At 72.0% G+C, this 12,439-nt stretch carries 11 protein-coding genes and 1 pseudogene; 5 read left to right on the top strand and 7 right to left on the bottom strand.

The window, feature by feature from the left end:
- Nucleotides 1-170 precede the first annotated feature (170 nt).
- The 4 genes from ACFVSN_RS38285 (at nt 171) to ACFVSN_RS38270 (ending at nt 4,198) form a co-directional block, all read left to right on the top strand.
- Complete coding sequence (locus ACFVSN_RS38285) at nt 171-644, top strand: Lrp/AsnC family transcriptional regulator (RefSeq protein WP_030306695.1); 474 nt, start codon at nt 171-173, stop codon at nt 642-644.
- Nucleotides 641-2,035: an aspartate aminotransferase family protein gene (locus ACFVSN_RS38280; protein WP_380443890.1), complete on the top strand. Its 1,395-nt coding sequence runs from the start codon at nt 641-643 to the stop codon at nt 2,033-2,035. Before ACFVSN_RS38285 ends, ACFVSN_RS38280 begins: the two co-directional genes overlap by 4 nt.
- Nucleotides 2,036-2,266: 231 nt before the next feature.
- Nucleotides 2,267-3,022: an ABC transporter ATP-binding protein gene (locus ACFVSN_RS38275; RefSeq protein WP_380443888.1), complete on the top strand. Its 756-nt coding sequence runs from the start codon at nt 2,267-2,269 to the stop codon at nt 3,020-3,022.
- Nucleotides 3,023-3,046: 24 nt separating this feature from the next.
- Nucleotides 3,047-4,198, top strand: a complete 1,152-nt coding sequence (locus tag ACFVSN_RS38270; RefSeq protein ID WP_380443886.1) for a hypothetical protein — start codon at nt 3,047-3,049, stop codon at nt 4,196-4,198.
- 19 nt (nt 4,199-4,217) lie between these two features.
- Here the strand turns inward: ACFVSN_RS38270 and rlmN are convergent, their stop codons facing one another.
- From rlmN to rpsB, 6 genes are all read right to left on the bottom strand, one after another.
- A complete protein-coding gene (gene rlmN, locus ACFVSN_RS38265; protein WP_380499315.1) occupies nt 4,218-5,357 on the bottom strand; it encodes a 23S rRNA (adenine(2503)-C(2))-methyltransferase RlmN in 1,140 nt (379 codons plus the stop codon).
- Between the two features lie 78 nt (nt 5,358-5,435).
- Nucleotides 5,436-6,638, bottom strand: a complete 1,203-nt coding sequence (locus tag ACFVSN_RS38260) for a phosphatidate cytidylyltransferase (RefSeq protein WP_387957985.1) — start codon at nt 6,636-6,638, stop codon at nt 5,436-5,438.
- Nucleotides 6,639-6,916: 278 nt separating this feature from the next.
- Nucleotides 6,917-7,474: a ribosome recycling factor gene (frr, locus tag ACFVSN_RS38255; protein ID WP_380443880.1), complete on the bottom strand. Its 558-nt coding sequence runs from the start codon at nt 7,472-7,474 to the stop codon at nt 6,917-6,919.
- Between the two features lie 98 nt (nt 7,475-7,572).
- Nucleotides 7,573-8,337 (bottom strand): UMP kinase, encoded by a 765-nt coding sequence (gene pyrH, locus ACFVSN_RS38250; RefSeq protein ID WP_189923573.1) that lies wholly within the window; start codon nt 8,335-8,337, stop codon nt 7,573-7,575.
- 261 nt (nt 8,338-8,598) lie between these two features.
- Nucleotides 8,599-9,438, bottom strand: a complete 840-nt coding sequence (tsf, locus tag ACFVSN_RS38245; protein ID WP_280685338.1) for a translation elongation factor Ts — start codon at nt 9,436-9,438, stop codon at nt 8,599-8,601.
- 128 nt (nt 9,439-9,566) lie between these two features.
- A complete protein-coding gene (gene rpsB / locus ACFVSN_RS38240) occupies nt 9,567-10,439 on the bottom strand; it encodes a 30S ribosomal protein S2 (RefSeq protein WP_380504548.1) in 873 nt (290 codons plus the stop codon).
- A gap of 517 nt (nt 10,440-10,956) precedes the next feature.
- Here rpsB and ACFVSN_RS38235 point away from each other — a divergent pair.
- Nucleotides 10,957-11,664: pseudogene (locus tag ACFVSN_RS38235) on the top strand (peptidoglycan DD-metalloendopeptidase family protein); the annotation flags it as partial.
- Between the two features lie 131 nt (nt 11,665-11,795).
- Here ACFVSN_RS38235 and ACFVSN_RS38230 read toward each other — a convergent pair.
- On the bottom strand, nt 11,796-12,383 hold the full coding sequence (locus tag ACFVSN_RS38230; RefSeq protein ID WP_380504579.1) for a TetR/AcrR family transcriptional regulator: 588 nt from the start codon (nt 12,381-12,383) through the stop codon (nt 11,796-11,798).
- Between the last annotated feature and the right edge of the window lie 56 nt (nt 12,384-12,439).

Below are 12,439 nucleotides of genomic sequence, written 5' to 3'. Positions count from 1 at the left end.
CGCTGCGCTGCGTCGCCGCGCGCGTACCGTGCCAGGGTAGCCGGAACACGGAGGGGATCGACAGCCCCGACGCACTCGGACGATGAAATCCGTACGCGATTTCTGAGATCGCGACGAAATCAGCAGTTTCCACGGTTGCGAACACGGGAACGATCAGGCACAGTTGCGGCGTGGCCAACCGCGACCGGAACGCCAGCGTTCCCCTCGACGCCGCCTCCAAGGCGATCATCGAGCAGCTCCAGGAGGACGGGCGCCGCCCGTACGCCGCCATCGGCAAGGCCGTCGGCCTGTCCGAGGCGGCCGTGCGCCAGCGCGTGCAGAAGCTGCTCGACCAGGGCGTGATGCAGATCGTCGCCGTCACCGACCCGCTCACCGTCGGCTTCACCCGCCAGGCGATGGTCGGGATCCGGGTCGAGGGCGACATCGAACCCGTCGCCGACGCGCTGGCCGCCCTCGACGAGGTCGACTACGTCGTCTGCACCGCCGGCTCGTTCGACCTCCTGGCCGAACTGGTCTGCGAGGACGACGAGCACCTGCTCGAAATGATCAACAAGCGCATCCGCGCGCTTCCCGGCGTGCGGAGCACCGAGAGTTTCGTTTACCTGAAGCTCCGGAAACAGACCTACACCTGGGGCACCCGATGACAGCCGACCCGGCCCAGAAGGACCTTTCCAAGACCGCCTACGACCACCTGTGGATGCACTTCACCCGCATGTCGTCGTACGAGAACTCCCCCGTACCGACCATCGTCAAGGGCGAGGGCACGTACATCTGGGACGACAAGGGCCGGAAGTACATCGACGGCCTGGCCGGCCTGTTCGTCGTGCAGGCCGGTCACGGCCGCACCGAGCTCGCCGAGGTGGCCGCCAAGCAGGCCAAGGAACTCGCGTTCTTCCCGATCTGGAGCTACGCGCACCCCAAGGCCGTCGAACTGGCCGAGCGCCTCGCCAACTACGCCCCGGGCGACCTGAACAAGGTCTTCTTCTCCACCGGCGGCGGCGAGGCCGTCGAGACCGCCTGGAAGCTCGCCAAGCAGTACTTCAAGCTGATCGGCAAGCCGACCAAGTACAAGGTCATCTCCCGCGCGATCGCCTACCACGGCACCCCCCAGGGCGCCCTGTCGATCACCGGCCTGCCGGGCCTGAAGGCCCCGTTCGAGCCGCTGGTGCCGGGCACCCACAAGGCCCCGAACACCAACATCTACCGCGCCCCGCACTACCTGGAGGGCCCCGACGGCACCGTCGACCCCGAGGCGTACGGCCGCTGGTGCGCCGACCAGGTCGAGGAGGCCATCCTCTTCGAGGGCGCCGACACCGTCGCCGCCGTGTTCGTCGAGCCGGTGCAGAACGCCGGCGGCTGCTTCCCGCCGCCGCCCGGCTACTTCCAGCGCCTGCGCGAGATCTGCGACCGCCACGACGTGCTGCTGGTCTCGGACGAGGTTATCTGCGCCTTCGGCCGCCTCGGCACCATGTTCGGCGCCGACAAGTTCGGCTACGTGCCGGACATGATCACCTGCGCCAAGGGCATGACCTCGGGCTACTCCCCGATCGGCGCGACGATCATCTCCGACCGCATCGCCGAGCCGTTCTACAAGGGCGACAACACCTTCCTGCACGGTTACACCTTCGCCGGTCACCCGGTGTCGTCCGCCGTGGCGCTGGCCAACCTCGACATCTTCGAGCGCGAGGGCCTGAACCAGCACGTGCTGGACAACGAGTCGCGCTTCCTGGGCACCCTGAGCAAGCTGCGCGACCTGCCGATCGTCGGCGACGTCCGCGGCAACGGGTACTTCTACGGCATCGAGCTCGTCAAGGACAAGGTCACCAAGGAGTCCTTCAACGACGAGGAGACCGAGCGCGTGCTCTACGGCTTCCTGTCGAAGGCGCTCTTCGACAACGGCCTGTACTGCCGCGCCGACGACCGTGGCGACCCGGTCGTCCAGCTGGCCCCGCCGCTGATCTCCGACCAGTCGACCTTCGACGAGATCGAGCAGATCCTGCGGACCAGCCTCACCGACGCGTGGGCGAAGCTCTGATCAGCTGATCCTCTTTCCCACCCTCCGCCGAAGGGCGGCCCCGCTCCCGCGGGGCCGCCCTTCGGTGCGTTCCGGTGCCGATCCGGTCGTTTCCGGTCGGCGTTCGCACCCAAACATGCCTGATTGCGGGTGATATGCCCGCGATGGCCCAGTGCGCCGCAACCGCGCGGGGTCCCCGTCGTTCTAATCTGACGACTGTCATATCCCTGCGGCCATCCAGGATGGAACCTCATGTCAGCGGCACCGCCTGACAACGACGTGCTGTGGGCCCGGGGGATCGTCAAGTCCCATCACGGCACCCCCGCCCTGCGCGGCATCTCGATCGGCGTCCGCGAGGGCGAGGTCCTCGCCGTCACCGGACCCCGCGGCTCCGGCAAGAGCACCCTGCTCGGCTGCCTCTCCGCCCAACTCCCGGTCGACCAGGGCGAGGTCTGGTTCAACAGCGCCCCCGTGCACACCCTCACCCGGGCCGGCCGCGAACGGCTGCGCCGCGACCGCTTCGGCTTCGTCGGCTCCGAACCCCACCTGGTGCCCGAACTGACCGCCCGGGAGAACGTCGCCCTGCCGCTCCTGCTCGCCGGCGCCGGCAACAAGGCCGCCTACACCGCCGCCTCCGAGTGGCTGGAGCGCCTCGACGTCGGCGACATCGCCCGCCACCGCCCCGACCGGCTGCTGCAGAGCCAGCGCCAGCGGATCGCCGTCGCCCGCGCGCTCGCCCCGCTGCCGCCCGTCGTCTTCGCCGACGACCCCACCGCGCCGCTCCACCGCGAGGCCGCCGACCAGGTCCTGCGGATACTGACCAGCGCGGCCCGCTCCCACCAGCTCACCCTCGTCCTGGCCACGCACGACCCGGAGCTCGTCCGGTTCGCGGACCGCGCCGTCGCCCTCGTCGACGGACGGCTCACCGCCCCCGCCGCCCCCGTCCCGCGCGGCCCCGCCGCACCGGGCACCACCGGCGCCTCGGCCGTCTCGGCCACCCGCCGCTGACGACGAGCCGCTGAAAGAGTCGACGTGTTCTATCTCCGCCTGGCCCGGGGCTACCGGGTGCCCGACCTCGGCCGCTGGCTGCTCACCGCCCTCGCCTCCGCGGTGGTCGCCGCCTTCCTGCTACGCGCCCTCGGCCGGGCGATGAGCGACCGGCCCGGCGACGCCGACGCGCTCGTGCGGCTGCTGTGGTGCCTGCCCCCGCTGGCCGCCGTGGCCTGGTTCGCCGCCGTCGCCGCCCGCGCGGTCCCCGCCCAGCGGCCCGAACGGATCACCGGCCTCACCGCCGCCGGGGCCGGCTCCGGCCGGATCCGCGGCCTGATCGCCGGCGAGGTCGCCCTCGCCTGCACCCTCGGCAGCGTGCTCACCCTGCTCGTCTTCCTGGTCCTGCGCAACGACATCGCCGGGCCCTCGCTCGCCCCCGACCTCGGCATGGGCGTGCCGCTGCCGGCCGCCGCCCCGCTCACCCTGCTCGCGCTCGTGCCGATCACCGCCGGCATCGCCGCGGCCTGCGCGGTGCCCTTCGCCGAGACCCTGCCCGGCGGCCGCCGCACCACCCCCACCGGCTTCGGGCCGCTGCGGGTCGCCGTGCCGATCGGCCTGGCCGTGGTCGGCCTCGCCCTCGAACTGATCGCCCTGCGGCCCGGCGCCCCCGCCGACGGCCGCCCGGTCCACCTGCCCGCCGGACTCGGCAGCACCAGCGTCGCCGCGCTCGGCGGCTGGGCCGCGAGCGCCCTCGGCCTCGCCCTGATCACCGGCCCGCTGCTCGGCTGGACCGGTCGCCTGCTCGCCCTCGGCCGGCCCACCCCGCTGCGCCTGCTGGCCGGCCGCGGACTCACCGCACAGGCCCGCCGCCTCGGCGCGCCGCTGGCCGTGCTCACCCTCGTCGTCGCGATGGTGCTCACCACCATCCGCTACTGGATCGGCACCCCCGGCAGCGCCGACGCCCTGCCCGCCGTCGAGGCCTGCCTGGTCCTCGGCTGCGCGGCCGCGGCCGTGGCCGCCCGCCTCGCCGAGGTCCGCACCGACCGCCGGGACGTCACCGACGCGCTGCTGCGCCTCGGCACCTCGCCCCGGCTGCTGTTCGGCGCGGTCGCCCTGCGCACGCTGGCCGTCGGCACGGCCCTGCTGGTCACCGGCGGGGCGACGGCCGCACTGGCCGCCGCCGGACTCCGCTAGTCCCCGGTCCCGGGCGTCCTCAGCCTGCGGCCGCGAGCTGGCCGCAGGCGCCGTCGATCTCCTGGCCGCGGGTGTCGCGGACGGTCGTCGGCACGCCGTGCGACTGCAGCCGGCGGACGAACTCGCGCTCGTCCTCGGGCCGGGAGGCGGTCCACTTCGAACCCGGCGTCGGGTTCAGCGGGATCAGGTTGACGTGCACCCGGTGGTTCTTGATCAGCCGGCCGAGCAGGTCCGCCCGCCACGCCTGGTCGTTGATGTCCTTGATCAGCGCGTACTCGATGGAGACCCGGCGGCCGGACTTCTCCGCGTAGTTCCACGCCGCGTCCAGCACCTCGGCGACCTTCCACCGGGTGTTCACCGGCACCAGCTCGTCGCGCAGTTCGTCGTCCGGGGCGTGCAGCGACAGCGCGAGGCGGCAGCTGAGGCCCTCGTCGGCGAAGCGGTTCATCGCCGGGACGAGGCCGACGGTGGAGACGGTGATGCCGCGCTGGGACAGGCCGAAGCCGTCCGGCGCCGGGTCGGTCAGCCGGCGGATCGCGGCCAGCACCCGGTTGTAGTTGGCGAGCGGCTCGCCCATCCCCATGAAGACGACGTTGGACAGCCGCGCCTCGCTGCCGGGGCCGCTCCCGTCCTCGGCGGACGAGCCCGATCGCGCCCCGAACTCGCCGACCCTGAGCGCGCGCATCCCGGCGGCGATCTGCTCGACGATCTCGGCGGTGGACAGGTTGCGGGTCAGACCGGCCTGGCCGGTCGCACAGAACGGGCAGTTCATGCCGCAACCGGCCTGCGAGCTGATGCACATGGTCACCCGGTCGGGGTAGCGCATCAGCACCGACTCGACGAGCGTGCCGTCGAACAGCTTCCACAGCGTCTTGCGGGTCGCGTCGTCGTCGCAGGAGACGTGCCGGACCACCGACATCAGCTCGGGCAGCAGGCTCCCGGTCAGCTTCTCCCGGCTGGCGGCGGGGATGTCCGTCCAGCCCGCCGGGTCGTTCGACAGCCGGCCGAAGTAGTGGTTCGACAGCTGCTTGGCGCGGAACGGCTGCTCGCCCAGCTCGGCGACGGCCTCCTTGCGCTCGGCGGGGCTGAGGTCGGCGAGGTGTCGCGGGGGCTTGGCGCCGCGCGGCGCGACAAACGTGAGTTCTCCGGGCTTAGGCATGGTTGTTCCAGTGTCGCAGACGCGCGAGGGCCCCGGACGTCGGGACGTCCGGGGCCCTCGCGCGCGTGCGTGGGTGCGCTAGCTGCCGACGAAGGCGGCGAGCAGCAGCCAGACCACCGGGGCGGTCGGCAGGAGCGAGTCCAGCCGGTCCATGATCCCGCCGTGGCCGGGCAGCAGCGTGCCCATGTCCTTGATGCCGAGGTCGCGCTTGATCATCGACTCGCCCAGGTCGCCCAGGGTCGCGGTGACGGCCGCGCAGCCGCCCAGGATCAGGCCCTGCCACCAGCTGCCGCCGTCGATGATCAGCTGCATCAGCAGGGCGCCGGCCAGCATCGACAGGCCGATGCCGCCCGCCAGGCCCTCGCGGGTCTTGCCCGGGCTGATCGTCGGGGCCAGCTTGTTCTTCCCGAACTTGTAGCCCACCGCGTAGGCGCCGGTGTCGCTGCAGATCGTGACGATCAGGAAGAGCACGATCCGCTGGGGGCCGTCGTCGGCCGCCAGCATCATCGCCACGAAGGTCGCGAGGAACGGCACGTAGAAGGCGGTGAACACGCCCGCCGTTATGTCCCGCAGGTAGTTGTCCGGCGGCTCGGCCATTCGCCAGACCATCACCGCGAGCCCGGTCAGCGCGAGCGAGGCCGCGGCCCACTGGACCCCGGCCCAGTAGCCGGTGGCGATCATCGCGATGCCGCCCGCGACCAGCGGGACCAGCGGCGCCTTGATCTGCTTGCGCTCGGACAGCCGGCTCGTCAGCTCCCAGACGCCGACCGACGCCGCGGCCATCACGACGACGAGGAACAGCGCCTTCACCACGAACAGCGAGGCGATGATCACCGCGCCGAGACCGACCCCGACCCCTATCGCGGCCTGGAGGTTACGGCCGCCGCGCTGCTTGCGGGGCTGGGGCTGCGGCTCGGGCTGGGCCACGGGCGTCTCCTGCCCTGGGTGGGACGACGGCACGAAGGGGGGATGCCCGGCCGCCGGGTGGCTCGACGGAGGCGCGGGGTGCACCGGAGCCCCCGGGTACGGCGGAGCGCCGTGGCCGGGGGCGGGGGCGACGTCATCGGTCATCGCGCGCAGCACGACGGTCTCCGACGCGCCCGGCACCGCCGCAGCGGGATGCTCGTCCCGGAACAGCGGACCGCTCAGCCGGCCCGCCTCCCGCGTCTGGCCCGCGTCCTGGCGGGCCGAGGGGTGCGCACCGGCCGCCGGGCCCGCGGCCGGACCGCCGGGCAGGCCGGGGCCGACGGGCGGGACCGGGTCGGCCGGTACGGGAGGCATGACCTGAGTCTCCTCCGCGTCGGGGCCCCAGTACACCGGGGGCTGCGACGCGTGACCCGTTCGGCCGCCCTGGTCGCCCGGGACGGCGCCGGGCGCACCCTGGGCGACCTGCGGGCCCGGTGCGGCGGGATCGCCGTACCCCGGCGCCGTGGGATCGGCGTACCCGGGCGCCGCGTGCGACGGCTGCCGGGGGGCCTGCGGCTGCGGCGCCGGGCGGTAGGGCTGGAACTGCTGGTCGGATGGGCCCCAGTAGCCAGGGGCGTCAGGGGCGTCGTTCATCAGACTTCGAGCAGCTCGGCTTCCTTGTGCTTGAGCAGCTCGTCGACCTGGGCCACGTACTTGGCCGTGGTGTCGTCGAGCTCCTTCTCGGCGCGGCGGCCCTCGTCCTCGCCGACCTCGCCGTCCTTGACCAGCTTGTCGATGCCGTCCTTGGCCTTGCGGCGCACGGCGCGGATCGAGACCTTGGCGTCCTCGCCCTTGGTGCGGGCGATCTTGATGAACTCCCGGCGACGCTCCTCGGTGAGCTCGGGCAGCACCACCCGGATGATGGAGCCGTCGTTCGAGGGGTTGACGCCCAGGTCGGAGTCGCGGATGGCCTGCTCGATGGCCTTCAGCGCGGTCTTGTCGAACGGCGAGACGACCGCCATCCGGGGCTCCGGCACCGAGAACGAGGCCAGCTGGTTGATGGGGGTCACGGCGCCGTAGTACTCGGCGACGATCTTGGCGAACATCGCCGGGTGGGCACGGCCGGTGCGGATGGCCGCGAGGTCGTCCTTGGCGACGAGGACGGCCTTCTCCATCTTCTCCTCGGCCTCGAGGAGGGTCTCTTCGATCACTGTGGTCTCCCTGTCCGGTTCATCTGCTGTTGTCCCGACCGGTGTCGGCGTGGCGCCCGGTCACGGCGCCGACGCCGTCCCGTACGGCTGGTTGCTGCTCAGGCCCGGACGGAATCCTGGCTGATGAGTGTGCCGATCTTCTCACTCTTCACCGCGCGCGCGATATTGCCCTCCGCGAGCAGCTCGAACACCAGCATCGGGAGGTTGTTGTCCTTGCACAGCGTGATGGCGGTGAGGTCGGCGACCTTCAGGTCGCGGGCGATGACCTCGGAGTACTCCAGCGCGTCGAACTTGACCGCGTCCGGGTTGGTCCGCGGGTCGGAGTCGTAGACGCCGTCCACGCCGTTCTTGCCCATCAGCAGGACGTCCGCGTGGATCTCCAGCGCCCGCTGGACGGCCGTGGTGTCGGTGGAGAAGTACGGCATGCCCATACCGGCGCCGAAGATCACCACGCGGCCCTTCTCCAGGTGCCGGACGGCCCGCAGCGGCAGGTACGGCTCGGCGACCTGGCCCATCGTGATCGCGGTCTGGACGCGGGTCTCGATGCCCTCCTTGACCAGGAAGTCCTGGAGCGCGAGACAGTTCATCACGGTGCCGAGCATGCCCATGTAGTCGGACCGGGCCCGGTCCATGCCACGGACCTGCAGCTCCGCGCCGCGGAAGAAGTTGCCGCCGCCGATGACCACGGCGACCTCGGTGCCGGCGCGCACGACCGTGGCGATCTCCCGGGCGATCGCGTGCACGACGTCCGGGTCGACGCCGAGCCCGCCGCCACCGGCGAAGGCTTCACCGGACAGCTTCAGCAGCACCCGGCGGCGCGAGCCGTCCTTGGGGTCCTGCGCGGTCTCCTGCGTCTCCTGCATGGGACTTCTCCTTCTGCACCTACTTGGTTCACAGACGCGGGTGTGCGGGTGCCCGGTCTGCGCGTACACGCGAGGAGGCCACTGCCGCGGGAACCGGTTCGGTGTCCTGCACGGCAATGGCCTCCTCGTCGTTCATGGTGCCGACGCGGCCCGCCCGTGGCGGTTGTCGCTGGGTGAGCCCGTTCGGCGTTCCTCCCGCCCGGGTCAGCGGGCGGGGGCGGTTCCCAGCGTAAGCGCGCCGGGGACCAGGGGGAACGTGGCTCAGGCGCCGACGCGGAAGCGGGCGAAGCGCTTGAGGGCGACGCCGTTCTCCTCGAGGACCTTGGCAACGGACTTCTTGTTGTCCTTCGCGAAGGCCTGCTCCAGGACGGAGTTCTCCTTCACGAAGCCGGTGACGCGACCCTCGACGATCTTCGGCAGGGCGGCCTCCGGCTTGCCCTCCTCGCGAGCGGTGGCCTCGGCGACGCGACGCTCGTTCTCGATGTCCTCGGCCGGGATGTCCTCGCGGGACAGGTACTTCGGCGCGAAGGCGGCGATGTGCTGCGCGACGTCCTTGGCGACCTCGGCGTTCTCCTTGTCCAGCTCGACCAGGACGCCGACGGCCGGCGGCAGGTCGGGGCTGGTCTTGTGGAGGTAGACCGCGACGAAGCCGTCACCGTCGAACTGGGCGAAGCGACGGAAGACGATCTTCTCGCCCAGGGTCGCGTTGGCCTCGTCGACGAACTGCTGGACGGTCTTGCCGGCCTCGATCTCGGAAGCCAGGGCGGCGTCCAGGTCGGCCGGGGCGGTCTTGGCCACGTGGGCGGCGATCGCGTCGGCGACCTTGACGAAGTTGTCACCCTTGGCGACGAAGTCGGTCTCGCAGTTGAGCTCGACCAGCACGCCGGACTTCTTGTCCTCGGCGATCAGCGCGGCGACGGCGCCGTTGGAGGCGTCACGGCCCTCGCGCTTGGCGACGCCCTTCTGGCCCTTGATGCGCAGGAGCTCGACGGCCTTCTCGACGTTGCCCTCGGCCTCGTCCAGGGCCTTCTTGCAGTCCATCATGCCGGCGCCGGTGAGCTCACGGAGCTTCTTGACGTCCGCGGCGGTGAAGTTCGCCATGGTGTGAATCTCTTCTCGCGTCTCGCGTGTCTGCGTGGGGATGTGCCGGGACCGTTGTCCGGTCCCGGCACGGGAGAGAGGGGCACCTACCGGCGTCGTACCGGCGAGTGCCCCTCACCCTTGGTACGTCAGGCCTGCTCGGCCGGAGCCTCGGCGGCCGGGGCCTCGGCGGCAGGGGCCTCAGCGACAGGAGCCTCGGCGGCGGCGGGGGCCTCCTCGGCCTTCTTCTCGCCCTCGATGAGGTCCTTCTCCCAGTCGGCCAGCGGCTGGTCGGCACCCGGCTCGGCCTTGGCGTCGCCCTTGGCGACACCGGCGCGGGACTTGAGGCCCTCGGCGACGGCGTCGGCGATCACGCGGGTCAGCAGGGTGACGGAGCGGATCGCGTCGTCGTTGCCCGGGATCTTGTAGTCGACCTCGTCGGGGTCGCAGTTGGTGTCGAGGATGGCGACGACCGGGATGTTGAGCTTCCGGGCCTCGCCGACCGCGATGTGCTCCTTCTTGGTGTCCACGATCCACACGGCGCTGGGAACGCGCTGCATGTCACGGATACCGCCGAGGGTCTTCTCCAGCTTGTCGTGCTCGCGCTGGAGGACCAGGAGCTCCTTCTTGGTGAGGCCGGAGCCGGCCACGTCCGAGAAGTCCAGCTCGCCGAGCTCCTTGAGGCGCTGCAGACGCTTGTAGACGGTCGAGAAGTTGGTCAGCATGCCGCCGAGCCAGCGCTGGTTCACGTAGGGCATGCCCACGCGGGTGGCCTGCTCGGCGATGGCCTCCTGGGCCTGCTTCTTCGTGCCGACGAAGAGGACGCTGCCGCCGTGGGCAACGGTCTCCTTGATGAACTCGAAGGCGCGGTCGATGTAGTTCAGCGACTGCAGGAGGTCGATGATGTAGATGCCGTTGCGCTCGGTGATGATGAAGCGCTTCATCTTCGGGTTCCAGCGGCGGGTCTGGTGACCGAAGTGGACGCCGCTCTCCAGCAGCTCCCGCATCGTGACGACGGCCATAGCCGTTCTCCTCAGGTGTTACGGCCCGGCTGCCGCGCAGGCCGTCCCGGGGCTCGCGCGATGGCGCTCCCCGTTCGGGTGACTGCGTGTACGGCCGGGTCAGGCTCGGTTTGTCCGTGGCGGTCAGGTGACAGCCACGCCTGACGCCCCGAACGTGCCGAGCCGCTTGAACCCGCTAGGTCGGGGACCGGGGCGGGCTCGGCGGACCGAGCGGCACTCGCACCTGGCGGGGGCGGCGGCCGAGCCGCATCCGTCCACCGGTGGCGGGGCGTGCGAAGTCGACCCGGCGGACCGGGTCGCGTGTGAAGTGTACGGGAAGCGCCGAGTGGGGGGCGACTCCGCAGGTGGCGGAGGGGCCGCGGACGGGCGGCCGCCCGGCGGCACGGGCGCCCCCGGCGCGGGCCGGAGCGCGGTCGGAGTGTGGTCGGATTCTGGTCGGAGTGCCGTCGCCACGACGTTCGCTACGACGTTCGCGACGGTGGGTCCGCGGGGCCGCCGGGAAGCGCTTGTACACCGGATGACGGCGTCCGTACACCCATTCGGGGGATACCGCGCGTTCGCGGGGACGGTTTGTCCACAGGAATCCCGAAGGGGGTGGTGTGGGCGCTTCGCGGCCTGGACGCTCGGGCGCATGACTGGTCGTGGTGGGGTTCGGGGGATGTCGTCGACTTTGTCGGCTTTGCCGGCTTCGTCGGCGGCATTCTCGGTGCTGTTCGTGGTGCTGTGCGTTGTGATGGCGCTCGTCCTGGCGGGTGCTGCGGCCGCGCGCGGTCTTGGGTCTCTTGCCGTGGCGGGGCATTCGGGCCCGGGTGACTCCGGGGGCGGCATCTCTGCCGGACCGGCGCCTGGACGGGCATGGCCGGTGGGTGGGCCCGGCGGGGTGCTCGGGCGGTTCGTGGCACCGGCGAAGCCGTGGTCCGCCGGGCACCGCGGCGTGGACCTGGCCGCCCCGGCGGCAGCGGAGATCAGGGCTGCGGCTCCGGGAGTGGTCACGTTCTCCGGGCTGGTCGCGGGCCGCCCGGTGGTGACGGTGACGCACCCCGGCTCGGGGGCTCCCGCCCTGCGGACCACCTATCTCCCCGTCACCGGCACTGTGCCCGTGGGCGGCACGGTCGGCGCCGGGCAGGTGATCGGGCGGCTGGCCCCGCTCGCCCCGCTCGCCGGAGAGGGGCGGCACTGTGCCGGGCGGGGCTGCCTGCACTGGGGTCTGCTGCGCGGCGACCGCTACCTCGACCCGCTCGCCCTGTTCGGCGCGGGCGCGGCGCGGCTGCTGCCGACGGGTTCGCCGACGGGCGCCTCGCCTCGACCGGGGCGACCTGTGCCGATCGGCGGCTCAGCCGCGAAGGATCCGGCGGTTCAGCCGCGGGAGAGACCGTGCAGGGCCATCGCGACGGCGGCGTCGGCGATCTGCTCGGGGCTCTCGGCGAGGCCACCGACCGCGGCTCCTGCCGCCGCCAGTTGCTCGCCATGGCGGACGGCCGCCTCGACGACCCCCTGGAGCAGCGCCGCGGTGAGCCTCGGCTGAGTGTGGCCAAGCTCTTCCAGGGCCAGGGTGACCAGGCCGACCAGCTTCCCGTGCGCCGCCCGGATCCGCTCGCGCGCGGCCTCGTCGAGCTCCAGCGCCGAGATCGCCACGACCGCCCGGTGGCGCGGATCGGCGGCGAGCGCCAGCTGTCCCCGGACGTAGGCCTCGATGCGGCCGGCCGCCGTGTCGCAGCTCTCCATCCCGGCCTCGATCTCGGCCGCCCAGAGCGGGAAGTCCATCTCGCACAGCGCCTCGACCACCGCGGCGCGGGAGCGGAAGTACTCGTAGACCGAGGAGCGCGCGAGCCCGGTCCGCGCCGCGAGGGCGGGGAAGGTCAGCGCCTCCATGCCCCCCTCGGTGAGCAGGACGCGGGCAGCGTCGAGGAGAGCTGCCCGCTGCAGCTGGCGATGCTCGGCCACCGTGGCCGCTCGGATCTTCGGCACGCTCCCACTTTACGGAGACCTACACGCGGCCG

It is taken from the genome of Kitasatospora sp. NPDC057904 (assembly GCF_042887925.1).
Classification (GTDB): Bacteria; Actinomycetota; Actinomycetes; order Streptomycetales; family Streptomycetaceae; genus Kitasatospora.
Note: the sequence above shows the minus strand (reverse complement) of the source record. Positions and strands in the feature narration are given on the sequence as shown.

Bases quoted from the DNA above. Each gene is read 5' to 3' on its own strand.
- ACFVSN_RS38280 (WP_380443890.1), top strand. From the start codon at position 641: ATGACAGCCGACCCGGCCCAGAAGGACCTTTCCAAGACCGCCTACGAC.
- ACFVSN_RS38275 (WP_380443888.1), top strand. From the start codon at position 2,267: ATGTCAGCGGCACCGCCTGACAACGACGTGCTGTGGGCCCGGGGGATC.
- rlmN (WP_380499315.1), bottom strand. From the start codon at position 5,357: ATGCCTAAGCCCGGAGAACTCACGTTTGTCGCGCCGCGCGGCGCCAAG.
- ACFVSN_RS38260 (WP_387957985.1), bottom strand. From the start codon at position 6,638: ATGCCTCCCGTACCGGCCGACCCGGTCCCGCCCGTCGGCCCCGGCCTG.
- pyrH (WP_189923573.1), bottom strand. From the start codon at position 8,337: ATGCAGGAGACGCAGGAGACCGCGCAGGACCCCAAGGACGGCTCGCGC.
- tsf (WP_280685338.1), bottom strand. From the start codon at position 9,438: ATGGCGAACTTCACCGCCGCGGACGTCAAGAAGCTCCGTGAGCTCACC.
- rpsB (WP_380504548.1), bottom strand. From the start codon at position 10,439: ATGGCCGTCGTCACGATGCGGGAGCTGCTGGAGAGCGGCGTCCACTTC.